This window comes from Streptomyces sp. NPDC005262 (assembly GCF_042872425.1).
Classification (GTDB): Bacteria; Actinomycetota; Actinomycetes; order Streptomycetales; family Streptomycetaceae; genus Streptomyces.
In genome coordinates this window covers 168,060-189,900 of sequence record NZ_JBIAKK010000001.1, presented here as the reverse complement: position 1 = coordinate 189,900, position 21,841 = coordinate 168,060, and the positions used below count along the sequence as shown (strand labels likewise).

The 21,841-nt window shown below is 68.4% G+C and carries 20 protein-coding genes; all 20 read left to right on the top strand.

Annotated elements, in window-relative coordinates; genetic code table 11:
• The first annotated feature begins 59 nt into the window (after positions 1-59).
• The 20 genes from ACFYP5_RS00785 (at position 60) to atpD (ending at position 21,782) form a co-directional block, all read left to right on the top strand.
• Positions 60-1,358, top strand: a complete 1,299-nt coding sequence (locus ACFYP5_RS00785) for a homoserine dehydrogenase (RefSeq protein WP_389030669.1) — start codon at positions 60-62, stop codon at positions 1,356-1,358.
• A 6-nt stretch (positions 1,359-1,364) separates the two neighbouring features.
• Positions 1,365-2,438 carry a threonine synthase gene (thrC, locus tag ACFYP5_RS00780; protein ID WP_327126806.1) on the top strand — a complete coding sequence of 358 codons (1,074 nt, stop codon included), beginning with the start codon at positions 1,365-1,367 and terminating at the stop codon, positions 2,436-2,438.
• Between the two features lie 254 nt (positions 2,439-2,692).
• Positions 2,693-3,610 carry a homoserine kinase gene (gene thrB / locus ACFYP5_RS00775; protein WP_389028732.1) on the top strand — a complete coding sequence of 306 codons (918 nt, stop codon included), beginning with the start codon at positions 2,693-2,695 and terminating at the stop codon, positions 3,608-3,610.
• 384 nt (positions 3,611-3,994) lie between these two features.
• The gene (rho, locus tag ACFYP5_RS00770; protein ID WP_389028729.1) at positions 3,995-6,034 is read left to right on the top strand and encodes a transcription termination factor Rho; all 2,040 of its coding nucleotides are present in this window, start codon (positions 3,995-3,997) and stop codon (positions 6,032-6,034) included.
• Between the two features lie 366 nt (positions 6,035-6,400).
• The gene (locus ACFYP5_RS00765) at positions 6,401-7,504 is read left to right on the top strand and encodes an LCP family protein (protein ID WP_389028726.1); all 1,104 of its coding nucleotides are present in this window, start codon (positions 6,401-6,403) and stop codon (positions 7,502-7,504) included.
• Positions 7,505-7,683: 179 nt separating this feature from the next.
• On the top strand, positions 7,684-7,908 hold the full coding sequence (rpmE, locus tag ACFYP5_RS00760) for a 50S ribosomal protein L31 (protein ID WP_030915942.1): 225 nt from the start codon (positions 7,684-7,686) through the stop codon (positions 7,906-7,908).
• Positions 7,909-8,096: 188 nt separating this feature from the next.
• Complete coding sequence (prfA, locus tag ACFYP5_RS00755) at positions 8,097-9,173, top strand: peptide chain release factor 1 (protein ID WP_030915945.1); 1,077 nt, start codon at positions 8,097-8,099, stop codon at positions 9,171-9,173.
• A 42-nt stretch (positions 9,174-9,215) separates the two neighbouring features.
• Complete coding sequence (prmC, locus tag ACFYP5_RS00750; protein WP_030971548.1) at positions 9,216-10,061, top strand: peptide chain release factor N(5)-glutamine methyltransferase; 846 nt, start codon at positions 9,216-9,218, stop codon at positions 10,059-10,061.
• Positions 10,062-10,128: 67 nt separating this feature from the next.
• A complete protein-coding gene (locus ACFYP5_RS00745) occupies positions 10,129-10,776 on the top strand; it encodes an L-threonylcarbamoyladenylate synthase (RefSeq protein WP_093772532.1) in 648 nt (215 codons plus the stop codon).
• Positions 10,773-11,414, top strand: a complete 642-nt coding sequence (locus ACFYP5_RS00740; RefSeq protein WP_030915954.1) for a low molecular weight phosphatase family protein — start codon at positions 10,773-10,775, stop codon at positions 11,412-11,414. Before ACFYP5_RS00745 ends, ACFYP5_RS00740 begins: the two co-directional genes overlap by 4 nt.
• 97 nt (positions 11,415-11,511) lie before the next feature.
• Positions 11,512-12,777 (top strand): serine hydroxymethyltransferase, encoded by a 1,266-nt coding sequence (glyA, locus tag ACFYP5_RS00735; protein ID WP_389028720.1) that lies wholly within the window; start codon positions 11,512-11,514, stop codon positions 12,775-12,777.
• A gap of 92 nt (positions 12,778-12,869) precedes the next feature.
• Complete coding sequence (locus tag ACFYP5_RS00730; protein WP_389028717.1) at positions 12,870-14,255, top strand: MraY family glycosyltransferase; 1,386 nt, start codon at positions 12,870-12,872, stop codon at positions 14,253-14,255.
• 262 nt (positions 14,256-14,517) lie between these two features.
• On the top strand, positions 14,518-14,955 hold the full coding sequence (locus ACFYP5_RS00725; protein ID WP_327422042.1) for a hypothetical protein: 438 nt from the start codon (positions 14,518-14,520) through the stop codon (positions 14,953-14,955).
• Between the two features lie 225 nt (positions 14,956-15,180).
• On the top strand, positions 15,181-16,002 hold the full coding sequence (atpB, locus tag ACFYP5_RS00720; protein WP_389028714.1) for a F0F1 ATP synthase subunit A: 822 nt from the start codon (positions 15,181-15,183) through the stop codon (positions 16,000-16,002).
• Between the two features lie 74 nt (positions 16,003-16,076).
• On the top strand, positions 16,077-16,316 hold the full coding sequence (locus ACFYP5_RS00715; protein ID WP_005311859.1) for an ATP synthase subunit C: 240 nt from the start codon (positions 16,077-16,079) through the stop codon (positions 16,314-16,316).
• A gap of 43 nt (positions 16,317-16,359) precedes the next feature.
• Complete coding sequence (locus tag ACFYP5_RS00710; RefSeq protein ID WP_389028711.1) at positions 16,360-16,905, top strand: F0F1 ATP synthase subunit B; 546 nt, start codon at positions 16,360-16,362, stop codon at positions 16,903-16,905.
• Positions 16,902-17,717 carry a F0F1 ATP synthase subunit delta gene (locus tag ACFYP5_RS00705; RefSeq protein ID WP_389028708.1) on the top strand — a complete coding sequence of 272 codons (816 nt, stop codon included), beginning with the start codon at positions 16,902-16,904 and terminating at the stop codon, positions 17,715-17,717. The genes ACFYP5_RS00710 and ACFYP5_RS00705 overlap by 4 nt, the downstream gene beginning before the upstream one ends.
• Positions 17,718-17,850: 133 nt before the next feature.
• Positions 17,851-19,422: a F0F1 ATP synthase subunit alpha gene (gene atpA, locus ACFYP5_RS00700; protein ID WP_389028705.1), complete on the top strand. Its 1,572-nt coding sequence runs from the start codon at positions 17,851-17,853 to the stop codon at positions 19,420-19,422.
• A gap of 3 nt (positions 19,423-19,425) precedes the next feature.
• Positions 19,426-20,340, top strand: a complete 915-nt coding sequence (locus ACFYP5_RS00695) for a F0F1 ATP synthase subunit gamma (protein ID WP_389028703.1) — start codon at positions 19,426-19,428, stop codon at positions 20,338-20,340.
• Positions 20,340-21,782: a F0F1 ATP synthase subunit beta gene (gene atpD, locus ACFYP5_RS00690; RefSeq protein WP_389028700.1), complete on the top strand. Its 1,443-nt coding sequence runs from the start codon at positions 20,340-20,342 to the stop codon at positions 21,780-21,782. Before ACFYP5_RS00695 ends, atpD begins: the two co-directional genes overlap by 1 nt.
• The last annotated feature ends 59 nt before the right edge of the window (positions 21,783-21,841 follow it).

Here is a 21,841-nt window from a genome sequence, read left to right as displayed (position 1 = left end):
CCCGTCCGGTGAGTGAGACTGGTCCACACATGAGCATGTATGAGAAACGAGGTCGGATGATGCGTACGCGTCCGCTGAAGGTGGCGCTGCTGGGCTGTGGAGTGGTCGGCTCAGAGGTGGCTCGCATCATGACGACGCACGCCGACGACCTCGCCGCGCGCATCGGCGCGCCCATCGAGCTCGCCGGTGTCGCCGTCCGCCGTCCCTCGAAGGCGCGGGAGGGGATCGACCCCGCGCTGATCACCACCGATGCGACCGCGCTGGTCAAGCGTGGCGACATCGACGTCGTCATCGAGGTCATCGGCGGCATCGAGCCGGCCCGCGCGCTCATCACCACCGCCTTCGAGTACGGCGCGAGTGTCGTCTCCGCCAACAAGGCGCTGCTCGCCGAGGACGGCGCCGCTCTGCACGCGGCTGCCGAGCAGTACGGCCGGGACCTCTATTACGAGGCGGCCGTGGCCGGTGCCATTCCGCTCGTGCGGCCGCTGCGCGAGTCCCTCGTCGGTGACAAGGTCAACCGGGTGCTCGGCATCGTCAACGGCACGACCAACTTCATCCTCGACAAGATGGACACCAGCGGCGCGGGCTACTCCGAGGCGCTCGACGAGGCCACCGCCCTCGGGTACGCGGAGGCCGACCCGACCGCCGACGTCGAGGGCTTCGACGCCGCCGCCAAGGCCGCGATCCTCGCCGGAATCGCCTTCCACACCCGGGTGAGGATCGGCGAGGTGCACCGCGAGGGCATCACCGAGGTCACGGCCGCCGACATCGCGTCGGCCCGCCGCATGGGCTGCACCGTCAAACTCCTCGCCATCTGCGAGCGCGCCGCCGACGGCCGGTCCGTCACCGCACGCGTGCACCCGGCGATGATCCCGCTCAGCCACCCGCTGGCCTCCGTCCGTGAGGCGTACAACGCGGTCTTCGTCGAGGCGGAGGCCGCCGGGCAGCTGATGTTCTACGGCCCCGGCGCGGGCGGTTCCCCGACCGCCTCCGCGGTCCTCGGCGACCTGGTCGCGGTCTGCCGGAACAAGCTCAACGAGGCCACCGGTCCCGGTGAGTCCGCGTACACGCGTCTGCCGGTCAGCCCCATGGGTGAGGTCGTCACGCGGTACCACATCAGTCTCGACGTGGCCGACAAGCCTGGCGTACTCGCCCAGGTCGCGACGGTCTTCGCCGAACAGGGCGTATCCATCGATACGGTCCGCCAGCAAGGCCGCCAGGACGGAGGCGGCGAGGCATCTCTCGTCGTCGTCACCCACCGCGCGCCCGACGCCGCCCTCTCGGCGACCGTCGAGGCACTGCGCAAGCTCGACACCGTGCGCGGTGTCGCCAGCATCATGCGTGTTGAAGGGGAGTAAGGACCCATGACCAGCAAGGGCACCCACCAGTGGCGCGGCATCATCGAGGAGTACCGGGATCGTCTTCCGGTCACGAGCACGACGCCGGTCGTCACGCTTCGTGAGGGTGGCACGCCGCTCGTTCCCGCTCAGGTCCTCTCCGAGCGCACGGGCTGCGAGGTGCACCTCAAGGTGGAGGGCGCCAACCCCACCGGGTCCTTCAAGGACCGCGGTATGACGATGGCGATCACCCGGGCCAAGGAGGAGGGCGCCAAGGCCGTCATCTGCGCCTCCACCGGCAACACCTCCGCCTCCGCCGCCGCGTACGCGGTGCGGGCGGGCATGGTCTGCGCCGTCCTCGTGCCGCAGGGGAAGATCGCGCTCGGCAAGATGGGCCAGGCGCTCGTCCACGGCGCCAAGATCCTCCAGGTCGACGGCAACTTCGACGACTGCCTGACGCTGGCCCGCTCGCTCTCGGACAACTACCCGGTGGCGCTGGTCAATTCGGTCAATCCGGTCCGTATCGAGGGTCAGAAGACCGCGGCGTTCGAGATCGTCGACGCGCTCGGCGACGCCCCCGACATCCATGTCCTCCCGGTCGGCAACGCGGGCAACATCACCGCGTACTGGAAGGGCTACACGGAGTACGCCGCGGATGCCATGTCGACGCACAAGCCCCGTATGTGGGGGTTCCAGGCCTCGGGCTCCGCGCCCATCGTGCGCGGAGAGATCGTCAAGGACCCGTCGACCATCGCCACTGCGATCCGGATCGGCAACCCGGCCTCCTGGCAGTACGCGCTGGACGCGCGCGACGCGTCCGGCGGCTTCATCGATGAGGTGACGGACCGTCAAATCCTGTCGGCCTACCGCCTGTTGGCCTCTCAGGAGGGCGTCTTCGTCGAGCCCGCATCGGCCGCATCGGTCGCCGGACTGCTCAAGGCCGCCGAAGAGGGCAAGGTCGACCCCGGCCAGAAGATCGTCTGCACGGTCACCGGCAACGGTCTGAAGGATCCCGACTGGGCTGTCGCGGGCGCCCCGCAGCCCGTCACCGTACCGGTCGACGCGGCCACCGCCGCGGAGAAGCTGGGCCTCGCGCAGTAAAGACATCAGCAGCTCAACCGCCCCTTTCGGGGCGGAGAGCGCATAGGAGGCGTGCGACACGCATCGTGCGCCTCCTGTGCGCCCTATGTCGCGACAGAACCTTCCTTCGATAAGCTGTAGTCAACCCGCCCCGCCGCAATTGCCGCGGTGTCGCCTTCGTGGCCGTCGGGTTCTCCACAGGCTTACGAAATATCCACCGCCACAATCCCCGCCGCAACAATCCCCACTGCCTCACAAGGAGAGTCGTCGAAGCGATGGCCGGTCCCGCCTTCCGAGCCGCCGCCGTCCGGGTGCGCGTCCCCGCCACCAGCGCCAACCTGGGCCCGGGTTTTGACGCCCTCGGCCTGTCGCTGGGGCTGTACGACGACGTCGTCGTCCGCGTCGCCGACTCCGGTCTGCACATCGACATCGCAGGTGAGGGTGCCGACACCCTGCCCCGCGACGAGAGCCACCTCCTCGTGCGCTCCCTGCGTACGGCCTTCGACCTGCTCGGCGGACAGCCCCGCGGCCTGGAGATCGTCTGCGCCAACCGCATCCCGCACGGGCGGGGCCTCGGCTCCTCCTCCGCGGCCATCTGCGCCGGTATCGTCGCGGCCCGCGCTGTGACGACCGGTGGCGACGCCCGGCTCGACGACGCGGCGCTGCTGGAGCTCGCCACCGAGATCGAGGGCCACCCCGACAATGTCGCGGCGTGCCTGCTCGGCGGCTTCACGCTGGCCTGGATGGAAGGCGGGTCCGCCCGCGCGATCAGGATGGATCCCTCGAATTCCATCGTTCCGGTGGTTTTCGTCCCCGGCAAGCCGGTCCTTACCGAGACCGCCCGCGGACTGCTGCCGCGCACGGTCCCGCACGTCGACGCCGCGTTCAACGCCGGCCGCGCCGCCCTCCTCGTCGAGGCCTTGACCCGGCGCCCCGAGCTGCTGCTCGCCGCGACCGAGGACCGGCTGCACCAGGAATACCGCGCCCCCGCAATGGCCGAGAGCGTGGAACTTGTGAACCGACTGCGCGCCGACGGCGTCCCTGCAGTCATCTCCGGTGCCGGGCCGACCGTGCTCGCACTGGCCGAGGACGGTGCGGCCGACAAGGTCGCACGGCTGGCGGGCGAGGGATGGGCGGCCAACCGGCTCACTCTCGACGCCTCGGGCGCGAGTGTGCTGCCGCTCGCCCCGTAGCGAGAAGTGATTGCCGGTGAGTGAGAGGGGGAATGTTTGTTGGAGCCGGTAGTGTTAACCTCAAGTCTGCAATCGACGTCTATGTGGCGCGTTGCTTCGTGTCCCTTTCCGGGGCCACCATTTCTTCCGAGAGCCTCCCCAACTGCCTGAGCAGCCTGCCTGAGCAGTTTCGAGCACGCTCCGGAACCGGCACGACACCCCTCGCTTGTCCAGGAGTGGGCCGAGCAGGGGGATGCTCGCGTCGGACCCTTGCACATTCATCTCTCCGCCGTACCCGGCGGACCACCGCCCCGGCACGGTCCGCAAGATCCAAAGACCGCAGTCGGACAGCACAACCGGTCGCCGAGCCAGAAGGCCGACGTCCGCTCCAGGGAAGGACCCTTCGTGAGCGACACCACCGATCTGATGGGCGTGACTGCCGACAAGACCGTCGACAGCTCCGCGCCCGCCGAAGGTGCTGCCACTGGCACCACCGCACGGCGCCGCCGCTCCGGCACCGGCCTCGATGGCATGGTCCTGGCCGAGCTGCAGCAGGTCGCGTCCGGCCTCGGCATCAAGGGCACTGCGCGGATGCGCAAGAGCCAGCTGATCGAGGTCATCAAGGAGGCGCAGGGCGGCAGCGCTGCGCCCAAGGCTGCCGCAGCGCCCGCCGCCGCGGACACCGAGACCAAGCCGAAGCGCCGCGCCACCTCCAAGGCGCGCACGGGGGACGAGTCCGCCGCCGCGCCCGCCGAGAAGGCCACGGCCCAGCAGCAGATCGACATCCCCGGTCAGCCGGCCAGCGACGACCAGCCCACGGGTGAGCGCCGTCGGCGCCGTGCGACCGCGCAGGCGGGCAGCCCGGACGTCAAGGCGGAGCCCAAGGCCGAGGCCAAGGTGGAGACGCAGGCCGAGCCGAAGGGCGACGACCGCGCCGAGGCGAAGGCCGAAGCCGCCGTGGACACCGCCGAAGGCCGCCGTGGCGACCGCGGTCAGCGTGGCGACCGCGGTGAGCGTGGCGACCGCGGTGAGCGTGGCGACCGCCGTGACCGTCAGCGCGACCGCCGTGGCAAGGGCGACGAGCAGGGCGGTGGCCAGGGCCAGCAGGGCGGCCAGCGCCAGCAGCGCCAGGGCCAGGGTCAGAGCCAGGGTCAGGGCCAGCAGGGTGGCGGCGGACCGCAGGACGACGGTTACGACGACGAGGCAGGCGGCCGTCGCGGTCGCCGTGGCCGCTACCGCGACCGCCGTGGCCGTCGTGGCCGCGACGACTTCGCGAGCGACGCGCCGCCGGTCTCCGACGACGACGTCCTGATCCCCGTCGCGGGCATCCTGGACATCCTCGACAACTACGCGTTCATCCGGACCTCCGGCTACCTGCCGGGCCCGAACGACGTGTACGTCTCGCTCGCCCAGGTCCGCAAGAACGGCCTGCGCAAGGGTGACCACGTCACCGGTGCGGTGCGCCAGCCGAAGGACGGCGAGCGCCGCGAGAAGTTCAACGCGCTGGTCCGCCTCGACTCGGTCAACGGCATGGCCCCGGAGAGCGGCCGCGGCCGCCCGGAGTTCCAGAAGCTGACCCCGCTGTATCCGCAGGACCGGCTCCGTCTGGAGACCGACTCCAACGTCCTGACGACGCGGATCATCGACCTGGTCGCACCGATCGGCAAGGGCCAGCGTGGTCTGATCGTGGCCCCGCCGAAGACCGGCAAGACCATGATCCTGCAGGCGATCGCCAACGCGATCACCGTCAACAGCCCCGAGTGCCACCTGATGGTCGTCCTGGTCGACGAGCGTCCGGAAGAGGTCACCGACATGCAGCGGTCGGTGAAGGGCGAGGTCATCTCCTCGACCTTCGACCGTCCCGCCGAGGACCACACCACCGTCGCCGAGCTGGCCATCGAGCGCGCCAAGCGTCTCGTCGAGCTGGGTCACGACGTGGTCGTCCTGCTGGACTCGATCACCCGCCTCGGCCGCGCGTACAACCTCGCGGCCCCGGCATCCGGTCGCATCCTGTCCGGTGGTGTCGACTCGACCGCGCTGTACCCGCCGAAGCGGTTCTTCGGCGCCGCGCGCAACATCGAGGACGGCGGCTCGCTGACCATCCTGGCCACCGCGCTCGTCGAGACCGGCTCGCGCATGGACGAGGTGATCTTCGAGGAGTTCAAGGGCACCGGCAACATGGAGCTCAAGCTCGACCGGAAGCTCTCGGACAAGCGCATCTTCCCGGCGGTGGACGTCGACGCGTCCAGCACCCGTAAGGAAGAAATCCTGCTCGGCAGCGACGAGTTGGCGATTGTCTGGAAGCTGCGCCGGGTGCTCCACGCACTCGACCAGCAGCAGGCGATCGAGCTGCTCCTGGACCGGATGAAGAAGACCCAGTCCAACGCGGAGTTCCTGCTCCAGATCCAGAAGACGACGCCCGCTCCGGGCAACGGCAACGACTGACGTCGTACCGCTCAGGCAGTCGTCACAGGGCCGCCCCCGTCACTTCGGTGACGGGGGCGGCCCTGTTCCGGTGCATCGATTTCCGGCCTTTCGGCAGATCCGCCCGATCCGAGACCTTCGCCACACGGCGACCGTTCCGCCGGCTGCCCCGGCGATGCCTGTAACGGGCAAGAAACCGCAGGTGAGCGCGGGATCACCAGCCGTTCCCCGGCGTCCTGCGCGGCGTCCGTCCTCACCCGGTCACGACAGGGCGCTGTGCAACCCTTTTTCGAGCCACCACGTCGTACTCATAGCGACAAAGCGACAGAACCAGTGCCCGAACACCTGCAGGGGGTAGCCGGGGGCAGGCGAGGATCGAGGAGACGGATGACCGGGCAGAGCGGGAGCGACGGCCGAATACGCGGCACCGGCAAGCGCCGGAAGCAGCCGTCCCGCCGCCGCAGGGCGACGGCCATAGCGGCCTGGACCGTGGCCGGTGTGGTCGTGGTGGGCGGTACGGGTCTGGGATACGCGTACTTCAAGCTCAACGGAAACCTCAAGGCCGTCGACATCAACGCCGCACTTGGCAAGAACCGCCCGGCCGACGTCGACAACGGCTCGCAGGACATCCTCGTCCTCGGCTCCGACTCCCGCTCCGGCGCGAACTCCGAGTACGGCAGGGACGAAGGCACCGCCCGCTCGGACACCGCGATGGTCGTGCACCTCAATCAGGGCCACCGGACCGCGAGCGTCGTCTCCATTCCGCGCGACACCCTCGTCACCCGCCCCGACTGCACGAGTGACACCAGCGGCGAGACCGTACCCGGCCAGCAGCGCGCGATGTTCAACACGGCGTACGAGGTCGGCGGACCGGCCTGCGCGGTCAAGACCGTCGAGTCGATGTCCGGCATCCGCATGGACCACTACCTCGAAGTCGACTTCACCGGCTTCAAGAAGCTCATCGACCAGCTGGGCGGCGTAAAGATCACCACCACGCAGGCGATCGACGACTCCAAGAGCCATCTGAATCTGACACCCGGCACCCACACCCTCGACGGAGAGCAGTCGCTCGGCCTGGTCCGTACCCGCAAGAGCGTCGGCGACGGCAGCGACCTCGGCCGCATCCAGCTCCAGCAGGCCTTCATCAAGGCGCTGATGGAACAGGCGAGGACCGTGGGGGTGTTCTCCGACCCGAAGACGCTGTTCGGCCTCGCGGACACGGCGACCAAGGCCATCACCACCGACTCCGACCTGGGTTCGGTCAAGAAGCTCACAGGCTTCGCCAACGGCCTCAAGGGGCTCGGCTCGAAGAACGTCCACATGGTCACGCTGCCCGTGCAGTACGACCCGGCCGACCCGAACCGCGTCGTACCGCTGGAGAAGTCCGCACAGCAGGTGTGGGCCGCCCTCAAGCAGGACAAGCCGATCCCCGCCTCCGCCATCGCGAAGTCGGCCGGCGACAAGGGCGGTGCGGGACAGGTCGTCAGGTAGGACCACAGTCCGTCGACCCGGCATGCGCAAAACGTTCCGGAGCGCTCGGGAATAGTTGCGGCCCGCCCCCGGTTTTGGGAGATGCGGCCGGTCCTGGCAGACTGGTACGTCGGCCCCGGTTCACGGATGCGCAAATCCGCGCGTACGACCCGGAGCCCTCCCGAACCTAGGAGACACCCTTGAAGCGCGACATCCACCCCGAGTACGTCGAGACGCAGGTCAGCTGCACCTGTGGCGCGTCGTTCACCACCCGGTCCACCATCGACGGCGGCGCCATCCGTGCCGACGTCTGCTCCGAGTGCCACCCGTTCTACACGGGCAAGCAGAAGATCCTCGACACCGGTGGCCGTGTGGCCCGCTTCGAGGCCCGCTTCGGCAAGGCTGCAGGCTCCGCCAGCAAGTAGCGAGCCCTTGCGCCGGTTCTCGACGCCCTCTTCCCGGGGGCGCCGAGACCGGCGTTTTTTTCCGGCCGGGGGGTACGGGCCCGTACCCGTCCCCCGTCCGGACAGCAGCCCACCGTCCAGCAGGCACGTCGAAGTCACTTCCCCGAGCTCTCGATGAGCAGGGGATACCCCACACCCAGGAGCCCCCGATGTTCGAGGCGGTCGAGGAACTGATCGGCGAACAGGCCGATCTCGAGAAGAAGCTCGCGGATCCCGCGGTCCACGCCGACCAGGCCAACGCGCGCAAGCTCAACAAGCGCTACGCCGAGCTGACCCCGATCGTCGGTACGTACCTCTCCTGGAAGCAGGCCGGGGACGACATCGAGACCGCCCGCGAGCTCGCGGCGGAAGACCCCGACTTCGCCGCCGAGGTGAAGGACCTGGAGAAGCAGCGCGAGGAGCTCACCGAGAAGCTCCGCCTCCTCCTGGTCCCGCGCGACCCCAGTGACGACAAGGACGTGCTCCTGGAGATCAAGGCGGGCGCGGGCGGCGACGAGTCCGCCCTGTTCGCCGGCGATCTGCTGCGCATGTATCTGCGGTACGCCGAGCGCGTCGGCTGGAAGACGGAGATCATCGACTCCACCGAGTCCGAGCTCGGCGGGTACAAGGACGTCCAGGTCGCCGTGAAGACCAAGGGCGGCAACGGCGCCACCGAGCCCGGCCAGGGTGTGTGGGCCCGGATGAAGTACGAGGGCGGCGTGCACCGCGTGCAGCGGGTGCCGTCCACCGAGTCCCAGGGCCGTATCCACACATCGGCAGCCGGTGTGCTCGTCACGCCCGAGGCGGAGGAGGTCGACGTCGAGATCCACGCCAACGATCTCCGTATCGATGTCTACCGCTCCTCGGGCCCCGGCGGCCAGTCCGTCAACACGACGGACTCCGCCGTCCGTATCACGCACCTGCCGACCGGTGTCGTCGCCTCCTGCCAGAACGAGAAGAGCCAGCTCCAGAACAAGGAGCAGGCGATGCGTATCCTGCGGTCGCGACTGCTTGCCGCGGCTCAGGAGGCGGCCGAACAGGAAGCCTCGGACGTCCGGCGCAGCCAGGTGCGTACCGTCGACCGTTCCGAGAAGATCCGTACCTACAACTTCCCGGAAAACCGGATCTCGGACCACCGCGTCGGATTCAAGGCGTACAACTTGGACCAGGTGCTCGACGGTGAACTGGACGCAGTCATCCAGGCCTGCGTCGACGCCGACTCCGCCGCCAAGCTCGCCGCCGCATAAGCAACGCCTCGCCCCGCCCGTGAAACCGTACGGAGAACCGCGATGAACCTGCTGCTCGCCGAGGTGGCCCAGGCCACCCAGCGGCTGGCCGACGCCGGTGTACCCTCACCGCGATTCGACGCGGAGGAACTCGCCGCGTTCGTGCACGGCGTCAAGCGGGGCGAGCTGCACAACGTGCCGGACGCGGACTTCGACGCCCGCTACTGGGAGGCCATCGCCCGCCGCGAGGCCCGCGAGCCGCTCCAGCACATCACCGGTCGCGCCTTCTTCCGCTACCTGGAGCTCCAGGTGGGCCCCGGCGTCTTCGTCCCCCGCCCGGAGACCGAATCGGTCGTCGGCTGGGCGATAGACGCCGTCCGCGCGATGGACGTCGTCGAGCCGATGATCGTCGACCTCTGCACGGGATCGGGCGCCATCGCCCTCGCCATGGCCCAGGAGGTGCCGCGCTCGCGCGTGCACGCCGTGGAGCTGTCCGAGGAGGCCCTCACCTGGACGCGGAAGAACGCCGAGGGGTCAAGGGTCACCGTGCACCGCGGAGACGCCCTGACGGCCCTTCCCGAGCTCGACGGCCAGGTCGACCTGGTCATCTCCAACCCGCCGTACATCCCGCTCACCGAGTGGGAATACGTGGCACCCGAGGCCCGTGACCACGATCCGGAGATGGCGCTCTTCTCCGGCGAGGACGGCCTCGACACCATCCGCGGCATCGAACGCACCGCACACCGTCTGCTGCGTCCCGGCGGTCTCGTCGTCATCGAGCACGCCGACACCCAGGGCGGTCAGGTGCCGTGGATCTTCACCGAGGAGCGGGGCTGGGCCGACGCGGCCGACCACCCCGACCTGAACGGGCGCCCCCGGTTCGCCACGGCCCGCAAGGCCATGCCGTGACCGGCGCCCCGCACCCGCACGCACACCCGCACGACCCGTACCCGTACACGCTTGAGGAGGCCGGCTGATGGCACGGCGATACGACTGCAACGACGCGACCGACCGTACGACGGGTCTGCGCGAAGCCGCGTCCGCCGTGCGCCGCGGCGAACTGGTCGTGCTGCCCACCGACACCGTGTACGGGATCGGTGCGGACGCCTTCAGCTCCGAGGGCGTCGCCGACCTGCTCGACGCCAAGGGCCGCGGCCGCAACATGCCCACCCCCGTCCTGATCGGCTCCCCGAACACCCTGCACGGCCTGGTCACAGACTTCTCCGAGCAGGCCTGGGAGCTCGTCGACGCCTTCTGGCCGGGCGCCCTCACGCTCGTCGCGAAGCACCAGCCGTCGCTCCAGTGGGACCTCGGCGACACCCGTGGCACCGTCGCCGTCCGGATGCCGCTGCACCCGGTCGCCATCGAGTTGCTCACCGAGGTCGGTCCGATGGCCGTCTCCAGCGCCAACCTCACCGGACACCCGGCTCCCGAGGACTGCGACGCCGCCCAGGAGATGCTCGGCGACTCCGTCTCCGTCTACCTCGACGGCGGCCCGACCCCCGGCATCGTGCCGTCCTCCATCGTCGACGTCACCGGCAAGGTGCCGGTGCTGCTGCGCGCCGGTGCGCTCTCCGTCGAGGAACTCCGCAAGGTGGTACCAGACCTCGAGGTGGCCAATTGACCGCCCCTGAGGGGCGTGGCATAGCGGGGCGGACCGACACTTTCCGCATCCTCCACGTCAGCACCGGCAACGTCTGCCGCTCGCCGATCACCGAGCGGCTGACCCGCCATGCCCTGGTGGACCGCCTCGGTGATCCGCTCAGCGGCGGCCTGATCGTGGAGAGCGCCGGCACCTGGGGGCACGAAGGCGCCCCCATGGAGGCCAACGCCGAGATCGTCCTGGCCGACTTCGGCGCCGACGCCACCGGCTTCGTCGGCCGCGAACTGCTCGACGAGCACGTGATCCGCGCCGACCTCGTCCTCACCGCCACCCGCGACCACCGAGCCCAGGTGATCTCGATGGGTCACTCGGCCGGTCTGAGGACGTTCACGCTCAAGGAATTCACCCGGCTGGTCCGGGCCATAGACCCCGCGACGCTGCCCGACCCGCGCGACGAGGGTGTCGTCGAACGCGCCCGCGCGCTGGTCCGTGCGGCAGCCGCGCTGCGGGGCTGGCTGCTGGCCCCCACCGCCGAGGCCGACGAGGTGTACGACCCGTACGGCGCCCCGATCACGTTCTTCCGCTCCGTCGGCGACGAGATCAACCAGGCCCTCGAGCCGGTGGTCACCGCACTGACGGGCGTACCGGCCCCGCACTGACGCGTCCGGGGGCAGCGCGCAGCAGGCAGTGAGCCGGGTACTGGCCTACCTTGGATCTGACGCCAGCGCACCCCCACCCCAGGCCCGGAGCCGTCAGATGTCGGTCACCACCCCAGCCGCACCCTCCTCCGCCCACGTCACCGCCCTGCCGCAGGACTTCGCAGCCCTGATCCGGGAGGACCCGGAGATCGCCGATGTGCTGCTGGGGGAGCTGAACCGGCAGTCGAGCACCCTGCAGCTGATCGCCGCCGAGAACTTCACCTCGCCCGCGGTCCTTGCCGCCCTCGGCTCGCCGCTCGCGAACAAGTACGCCGAGGGATACCCCGGCGCCCGCCACCACGGCGGCTGCGAGATGGCCGACGCCGCCGAATTCATCGCCGTCCAGCGGGCCACCACGCTCTTCGGCGCCGAGCACGCCAACGTCCAGTCCCACTCCGGCTCCTCGGCCGTCCTCGCGGCGTACGCGGCACTGCTGCGCCCCGGCGACACGGTCCTCGCGATGGGACTCCCGTACGGCGGACACCTCACTCACGGTTCGCCGGCCAACTTCTCCGGCCGCTGGTTCGAGTTCATCGGCTACGGGGTCGACTCCGACAGCGGTCTGATCGACTACGAGCAGGTGCGCGCCCTGGCCCGCACACACCGGCCCAAGGCGATCGTCAGCGGCTCGATCTCGTACCCCCGTCACCCCGACTACGAGGTGTTCCGTGAGATCGCCGACGAGGTCGACGCATATCTGATCGCCGATGCCGCGCATCCGATGGGGCTGATCGCAGGGGGAGCCGCGCCCAGTCCCGTCCCGTACGCCGATGTGGTGTGCGCGACCACGCACAAGGTGCTGCGCGGGCCGCGTGGCGGCATGATCCTGTGCGGCGCGGAACTTGCCGAGCGGATCGACCGGGCGGTCTTCCCCTTCACCCAGGGCGGGGCGCAGATGCACACGGTCGCGGCCAAGGCGGTGGCGTTCGGGGAGGCGGCGACACCGGCGTTCACGGGGTACGCCCACCAGGTGGTGGCCCATGCGCGGGTACTGGCGGCCGGTCTGGAGGCCGAAGGCTTCGAGGTGACCACCGGGGGCACGGACACCCATCTGATCGTCGCGGACCCGGCGCCGCTCGGTGTCGACGGCCGCACCGCCCGCGAGCGGCTCGCGGCCGCGGGCATGGTGCTGGACACCTGCGCGCTGCCGTACGGGGACGCCCGGGGCATCAGGCTCGGCACCGCCGCGGTCACCACCCAGGGCATGGGCGACGCCGACATGGCGCGGATCGCGGTGCTCTTCGGGGCGGCCGTACGTGAGGAAGGCGACATCCGCGCAGAGGTAAAGGAACTGGCAGGGAAATATCCCCCCTATCCGGGGTAGACGTGGTTCATGCAACCATCACCCGTACCTCCGTGTCCTCAACCATGAGGCCGACGTAGTTAAGGTGTGGGCTGAGATGGCCGGCGATATCTGTGGGGCAGCCCGTGCGTGATTACTTGCTGACACTGTGTGTCACGGCCGCGGTGACCTATCTGCTGACCGGTCCGGTGCGGAAGTTCGCGATCACGGTCGGGGCGATGCCCGCGATCCGTGCCCGTGACGTCCACCGAGAACCGACACCGCGGCTCGGCGGCATCGCCATGTTCGGCGGGCTGTGCGCCGGACTGATCGTCGCGGACCATCTGTACAACCTCGACGGCGTCTTCCAGCTCTCCAACGAGCCGCGGGCGCTGCTCTCCGGCGCCGCCCTGATCTGGCTGATCGGTGTCCTCGACGACAAGTTCGAGATCGATGCGCTGATCAAGCTCGGCGGGCAGATGATCGCCGCCGCGGTCATGGTCATCCAGGGTCTGACGATCCTCTGGCTGCCGATCCCCGGCATCGGCACGGTCGCCCTCACCCAGTGGCAGGGCACGCTGCTCACCGTCGCACTGGTCGTCATCACGATCAACGCGGTCAACTTCGTCGACGGCCTGGACGGCCTGGCAGCCGGCATGGTGTGCATCGCCTCCGCCGCGTCCTTCCTCTACACGTACCGGCTCTGGTACGGGCACATGATCGAGGCGGCCGCTCCCGCGACGCTGTTCACCGCGATCCTGATGGGCATGTGCCTCGGCTTCCTGCCGCACAACATGCATCCCGCCAGGATCTTCATGGGCGACTCCGGATCGATGCTGATCGGCCTCGTGCTGGCGGCCGGCGCGATCTCCGTCACGGGTCAGGTCGACCCGGACGCGATGAAGCTCTTCGCGGGCAGTGAGCGCGAGGCCACCCACGCGATGCTGCCGGTCTTCATCCCGCTGCTGCTACCGCTGACCATCATCGCGATCCCGGCCGCCGACCTGGTGCTGGCGATCGTGCGACGTACCTGGAACGGTCAGTCGCCGTTCGCGGCGGACCGCGGCCATCTGCACCACCGGTTGCTGGAGATCGGGCATTCGCACAGCAGGGCCGTGCTGATCATGTACTTCTGGTCCGCTCTGATCGCCTTCGGGACGGTCGGATACTCCGTGCACTCGGCGTCGCTGTGGATCGTGCTGGTCATCGTGGGGCTGAGCGCGGTGGGTCTGGTCCTGCTGCTGATGCCTCGCTTCACCCCGCGCGCACCGCGCTGGGCGGAGCGCTTCGTGCCGCCTCGTTACCGCCGCCGGAGCCACCACGGCACGGAGCGGGGGGCGGGGCCCTCGTCTGCGTACGGGACCCAACAGGAGTCCAGGGAAACGCAGATGAGGCCGGACGCGGACGAGCCCGAGGGGCGGCGCCCGGTCGTCGCGGGAGTCTCCGGCGTCAACGGAGCGACCGCGATCGGCCCCCGATCGCGCCTCCCGGAGAGGCACAAAGCCGATACGGCCCGCTAACGATTCGGGCACCGAAGGGCATTACCAGACAAAGCATTGAGTTGTCTTGCTCACACGCGCGGGTTAACTCTCATGTGTGACAGCGACCACACTTTCTTGGTAAAGACCTCATCAAATAGTTTGTGATACCGTTCACTAAGCCCGGTGACAGAGCCGAAGGAGCCTGGTGAGACGCTCCATCGGCCCGAGGCATCGACTCGAACCGGGCCTACGCTCGTCCATGACGACACACTGCCCACCCCCTGCAAGCGGAGCTGCCGCCATGCCGTCCAACGACGTCCGGACTCTCCTTCAAGCCGCCGTACCCACCGCTGTCGCCGGCGCTGTTGCCGCCGCCGTCAGCGGTGGCGTCGCCGGCGGCAAGGGAGCCCTGGGCGCGGTCGTTGCGACGATCGTGGTGATCCTCTTCATGGGGATCGGCCTCATGGTCCTGCAACGGACCGCGAGGTCTCTGCCTCACTTGTTCCAGGCGATGGGGCTGATGCTGTACACAGCCCAGCTCCTGCTGCTGTTCATCTTTGTTGCCGCATTCAAGAACACGACGCTGTTCAACCCGAAGGCCTTCGCGATCACGCTGGTTGCGACGACTCTCGTGTGGATCGGCGCACAGGCGCGTGCGCACATGAAGGCCAAGATCCTTTACGTCGAGCCCGAGTCCCACCAGGGCGACAAGCCCAAAAACACGGGCTCGCAGACGTGAAAGGTAGGGGCGGAATAAGTGCACGTTCCGGACCCTGCTATCGTCCGGTTCCAACTGCGGCACTGCGGGCGCGGGCATGTGAGCTGACGCCTGCTCGATCGCGAGGCTCAATGCCTGACTGCCGCTCACACATCCGTAACACCAGTCCAGTGCCGAACCGCGGCCGCGCGCCGCGCCGACACAACGAGGTTGCCGTACCTATGCGCCACGCTGAAGGAGCCCGCGGTGAGTGCTGACCCGACACAGGTGCTCGCCTTCGAGACCGATTGCCACATCTTCGACGGTTGTGGTTTCCCGGCACCCGGCTTGCACTCGTTCCTGTTCGAGCCCCTGTGGGGTGACCCTGACAGCAACTTGTACTTCAACAAGCCGATGCTGCTGGCCCTGCTCGGTTCGATCATCGTCGTCGGTTTCTTCTGGGCGGCCTTCCGCAAGCCGAAGGTTGTCCCGGGCAAGCTTCAGATGGTGGCCGAGACCGGCTACGACTTCATCCGTCGCGGCATCGTCTACGAGACGATCGGCAAGCGCGAGGGCGAGAAGTACGTCCCGCTCGTGGTCTCGCTGTTCTTCTTCGTCTGGATGATGAACCTCTGGTCGATCATCCCGATCGCCCAGTTCCCGGTGACGTCGATCATCGCGTACCCGATCGTGCTGGCCCTGATCGTCTACGTGCTCTGGGTCAGCCTGACCTTCAAGCGGCACGGATTCGTCGGCGCCTTCAAGAACATCACCGGCTACGACAAGACGCTCGGCCCGGTGCTTCCGCTGGCCATGCTCATCGAGTTCTTCTCGAACCTGCTGGTCCGGCCGTTCACGCACGCGGTCCGACTGTTCGCGAACATGTTCGCCGGTCACACGCTGCTGCTGCTGTTCACGCTCGCCAGCTGGTACCTGCTCAACGGCATCGGTATCGCCTACGCAGGCGTCTCGTTCGTGATGGTCATCGTGATGACCGCGTTCGAGCTCTTCATCCAGGCGCTTCAGGCGTACGTCTTCGTACTCCTGACCTGCACCTTCATCCAGGGCGCGCTCGCCAAGCACCACTGAGCACCTCGCGCTCCGACCCTTATTCGTCCGGTGGCCAACCCCCACCGGTCCTTGAAAGAGAAGGAAGAACTGGCATGTCCCAGACCCTTGCCGCTGTCACCGGCGACCTGAAGGCTCTCGGCTCCATCGGTTACGGCCTCGCGGCCATCGGCCCCGGCGTCGGCGTCGGCATCATCTTCGGTAACGGCACCCAGGCTCTCGCCCGCCAGCCCGAGGCCGCCGGCCTGATCCGCGCCAACCAGATCCTCGGCTTCGCCTTCTGTGAGGCGCTCGCCCTGATCGGTCTGGTCATGCCGTTCGTCTACGGTTCCTGATCTTCAGGCCTGCGGACAGTAAACCGAGACGAAAGGCACTGATGTGAGCCAGTTGCTTACGGTCGCGGCTGAGGAGATGGAAAATCCCCTCATCCCGCCGATTCCCGAGCTCGTCATCGGCCTCATCGCCTTCCTCATCGTCTTCGGCTTCCTCGCCAAGAAGCTCCTCCCGAACATCAACAAGGTTCTGGACGAGCGTCGCGAGGCCATCGAAGGCGGTATCGAGAAGGCCGATGCGGCCCAGACCGAGGCCCAGAGCGTTCTTGAGCAGTACAAGGCTCAGCTCGCCGAGGCCCGCCACGAGGCCGCTCGACTGCGCCAGGAGGCACAGGAGCAGGGCGTCGTGATCCTGCAGGAGATGCGGGCAGAGGGCCAGCGGCAGCGCGAGGAGATCATCGCTGCCGGCCACGCCCAGATCGAGGCCGACCGCAAGGCTGCGGCCGCTGCGCTGCGTCAGGACGTGGGCAAGCTCGCCATCGACCTGGCCGGCAAGCTCGTCGGCGAGTCCCTCGAGGACCACGCCCGGCAGAGCGGCACCGTCGACCGTTTCCTCGACGAGCTCGAGGCGAAGGCCGAGGCTGTCCGATGAACGGCGCGAGCCGCGAGGCACTGGCTGCCGCACGTGAGCGTCTCGACGCGCTGACCGACAGCACGTCGGTCGACGTGGCGAAGCTCGCCGAGGAGCTGGCCGCCGTCACGGCGCTGCTCCAGCGCGAGGTCTCACTGCGGCGGGTCCTGACCGACCCGTCGCAGGCCGGTGAGGCCAAGGCGGAGCTGGCCGGACGACTGCTGCGCGGTCAGGTGAGCGGCGAGACCGTCGACCTGATCTCCGGCATGGTCCGCTCTCGCTGGTCGCAGTCGCGTGACCTGGTCGACGCGGTCGAGGAGCTGGCGAACACCGCAGACCTCACCGCCGCCCAGCGCAGCGGAGACCTCGACGACGTCGAGGACGAGCTGTTCCGGTTCGGCCGGATCGTGGCCTCCGACAAGGAGCTGCGCGCCGCGCTCACCAGCCGGTCCGCGTCCACCGCCGCCAAGAGTGAGCTGCTGCACAGCCTGCTCGGCGGCAAGGCGCGGCCCGTCACCGAGCGCCTCGTCGTGCGGCTTGTGACCCAGCCCCGGGGACGTAGCCTGGAAGCGGGACTCGAGTCCCTCTCCAAGCTTGCCGCGGAGCGCCGGGACCGCATGGTCGCCGTGGTCACGTCGGCAGTGCCGCTGAACGATCGGCAGAAGCAGCGCCTCGGCGCCGCACTGGCGAAGATCTACGGTCGGCCGATGCACCTGAACCTCGATGTGGACCCGACGGTCCTCGGCGGGGTCGCGGTGCGGGTCGGTGACGAGTTGATCAACGGCACCATCGCGGAGCGCCTCGACGAGGCGGCCCGTCGCATGGCCGGCTGACGCAACGCAGCAACAGAACAAGCAAGACCAGCGGCCCGGTTGGGCCGTGCAGAAATTGCAGAAGATTCCTGGGGGTCGGCCCCCAGACCCCCTTAAGAAACTTCGGGCCCAACAAGGAGAGCAGGGAACCCAGATGGCGGAGCTCACGATCCGGCCGGAGGAGATCCGGGACGCGCTGGAGAACTTTGTCCAGTCGTACAAGCCGGACGCGGCCTCGCGCGAGGAGGTCGGTACGGTCAGCGTTGCCGGCGACGGCATCGCGAAGGTCGAGGGCCTTCCCTCGGCCATGGCGAACGAGCTGCTGAAGTTCGAGGACGGAACCCTCGGTCTCGCCCTCAACCTCGAGGAGCGCGAGATCGGTGCGATCGTCCTCGGCGAGTTCAGCGGAATCGAGGAGGGCCAGCCGGTGCAGCGCACCGGTGAGGTGCTCTCCGTCGGCGTCGGCGAGGGTTACCTCGGCCGCGTCGTCGACCCGCTCGGCAACCCGATCGACGGTCTCGGCGAGATCGCGACCGACAGCCGCCGCGCCCTCGAGCTGCAGGCCCCTGGCGTCATGGTCCGTAAGTCGGTGCACGAGCCGATGCAGACCGGCTACAAGGCCGTCGACGCCATGGTGCCGATCGGCCGCGGCCAGCGTCAGCTGATCATTGGTGACCGTCAGACGGGTAAGACCGCTCTGGCCGTCGACACGATCATCAACCAGCGCGACAACTGGCGCTCGGGCGACGTGAACAAGCAGGTGCGCTGCATCTATGTCGCCATCGGTCAGAAGGGCTCCACCATCGCCTCCGTGCGCGGTGCCCTCGAAGAGGCCGGCGCGCTCGAGTACACGACCATCGTCGCCGCCCCGGCGTCCGACCCGGCCGGCTTCAAGTACCTTGCGCCGTACACCGGTTCGGCCATCGGTCAGCACTGGATGTACCAGGGCAAGCACGTCCTGATCATCTTCGACGACCTTTCGAAGCAGGCCGACGCCTACCGCGCCGTGTCCCTGCTGCTGCGCCGTCCGCCGGGCCGTGAGGCCTACCCGGGCGACGTCTTCTACCTCCACTCGCGTCTGCTGGAGCGCTGCGCGAAGCTCTCCGACGAGATGGGTGCCGGTTCGATGACGGGCCTCCCGATCGTCGAGACCAAGGCGAACGACGTGTCGGCGTTCATCCCGACCAACGTCATCTCCATCACCGACGGTCAGTGCTTCCTGGAGTCCGACCTGTTCAACGCCGGCCAGCGTCCGGCCCTGAACGTCGGTATCTCGGTCTCCCGCGTCGGTGGCTCCGCCCAGCACAAGGCCATGAAGCAGGTCTCCGGCCGTCTTCGTGTCGACCTCGCCCAGTTCCGTGAGCTGGAGGCGTTCGCCGCCTTCGGTTCCGACCTGGACGCGGCCTCGAAGGCGTCGCTGGAGCGCGGTAAGCGCATGGTCGAGCTGCTGAAGCAGGCCCAGTACCAGCCGATGCCGGTCGAGGAGCAGGTCGTCTCCGTCTGGGCCGGCACCACCGGCAAGATGGACGACGTCCCGGTCGAGGACATCCGTCGCTTCGAGAACGAGCTGCTGGAGTACCTGCGCCGCGAGCGCAAGGACCTTCTGACCAGCATCGCCGAGGGCGGCAAGATGTCCGACGACACGCTGCAGTCGATCGCCGACGCGATCGCCACCTTCAAGCAGCAGTTCGAGACCTCGGACGGCAAGCTCCTGGGCGAGGGCTGATCGATGGGCGCTCAGCTTCGCGTTTACAAGCGCCGCATTCGCTCCGTCACCGCCACGAAGAAGATCACCAAGGCGATGGAGATGATCGCCGCTTCGCGCATCGTCAAGGCGCAGCGCCAGGTGGCGGCGTCGACGCCGTACGCGACCGAGCTCACCCGTGCGGTGACCGCGGTGGCGACCGGCTCCACCACCAAGCACCCGCTGACCACCGAGGCCGACGCTCCGGCGCGGGCCGCGATCCTGCTCATCACGAGCGATCGCGGCCTGGCCGGCGGTTACTCCGCCAACGCCATCAAGGCGGCGGAGCGACTGACCGAGCGTCTGCGCGGTGAGGGCAAGGAGGTCGTCACGTATGTGATCGGCCGCAAGGGTGTCGCCTACTACGGCTTCCGTGAGCGCAAGATCGCGGACTCCTGGACCGGCTTCACCGACAGCCCGACGTACGCGGATGCGAAGCGGGCTGCGGCCCCGCTGATCGAAGCGGTCACCCAGGAGACCGCCGAGGGCGGCGTGGACGAGCTGCACATCGTCTTCACGGAGTTCGTGTCGATGATGACGCAGAACCCGGTGGACAACCGGATGCTGCCGCTCAGCCTCGACACGACGAAGGACGAGGAGGGCAAGGGCGAGATCCTGCCGCTCTTCGACTTCGAGCCGTCGGCGGAGGACGTCCTCGACGCCCTGCTTCCGCGGTACGTCGAGAGCCGGATCTACAACGCACTGCTGCAGGCCGCTGCTTCCGAGCACGCTGCCCGCCGTCGTGCGATGAAGTCGGCCACCGACAACGCCGGAGAGCTCATCAAGAGCCTCTCCCGGCTTGCCAACGCGGCCCGCCAGGCCGAAATCACCCAGGAAATCAGCGAGATCGTCGGTGGTGCCAGTGCGCTGGCCGACGCGACCGCGGGGAGTGACAAGTAATGACGACCACAGTTGAGACGGCCGTTGCCACGGGCCGCGTCGCCCGGGTCATCGGCCCGGTCGTCGACGTGGAGTTCCCCGTCGACGCAATGCCGGAGATCTACAACGCGCTGACTGTCCAGGTGGCCGACCCGGCCGAGGACGGCAAGCTCAAGAAGCTGACGCTCGAGGTCGCCCAGCACCTCGGCGACGGCGTGATCCGCGCGATCTCGATGCAGCCCACCGACGGTCTGGTCCGCCAGGCCCCGGTGACCGACACGGGCGCGGGCATCACCGTGCCGGTCGGCGAGGTCACCAAGGGCAAGGTGTTCAACACCCTCGGTGAGATCCTGAACAAGCCCGAGGCCGAGTCCGAGGTCACCGAGCGCTGGCCGATCCACCGCAAGGCGCCCAGCTTCGACCAGCTCGAGTCCAAGACCGAGATGTTCGAGACCGGCGTCAAGGTCATCGACCTTCTCACCCCGTACGTCAAGGGTGGAAAGATCGGTCTGTTCGGTGGTGCCGGTGTCGGCAAGACCGTTCTGATCCAGGAAATGATCTACCGCGTCGCCAACAACCACGACGGTGTGTCGGTGTTCGCGGGCGTCGGTGAGCGTACCCGTGAGGGCAACGACCTCATCGAGGAAATGGCCGAGTCGGGCGTCATCGACAAGACCGCCCTTGTCTTCGGTCAGATGGACGAGCCCCCGGGCACCCGTCTGCGTGTCGCGCTTGCCGGTCTGACCATGGCGGAGTACTTCCGCGATGTGCAGAAGCAGGACGTGCTCTTCTTCATCGACAACATCTTCCGTTACACCCAGGCCGGTTCCGAGGTCTCCACGCTGCTCGGCCGTATGCCGTCCGCGGTGGGTTACCAGCCGAACCTGGCCGACGAGATGGGTCTGCTGCAGGAGCGCATCACGTCGACCCGCGGTCACTCGATCACCTCGATGCAGGCGATCTACGTCCCCGCGGACGACCTGACCGACCCGGCGCCGGCGACCACCTTCGCCCACCTCGACGCGACGACGGTTCTCTCCCGTCCGATCTCCGAGAAGGGCATCTACCCGGCCGTGGACCCGCTGGACTCCACGTCCCGGATCCTGGACCCGCGTTACATCGCGCAGGACCACTACGACACCGCCATGCGGGTCAAGGGAATCCTGCAGAAGTACAAGGACCTCCAGGACATCATCGCCATTCTCGGTATGGACGAGCTCGGCGAGGAGGACAAGCTCACCGTCTTCCGCGCCCGTCGCATCGAGCGCTTCCTGTCCCAGAACACCCACGTCGCCAAGCAGTTCACCGGCGTGGACGGTTCGGACGTTCCGCTCGACGAGTCGATCGCCGCGTTCAACGCGATCGCCGACGGTGAGTACGACCACTTCCCGGAGCAGGCGTTCTTCATGTGCGGTGGCATTGAGGACCTCAAGGCCAACGCCAAGGAGCTCGGCGTCTCCTGAGCCCATGGCTCACCGAGGGGGGCGGGTGCGTCCCGTCCCCCTCACCACGCCCCGTAGAA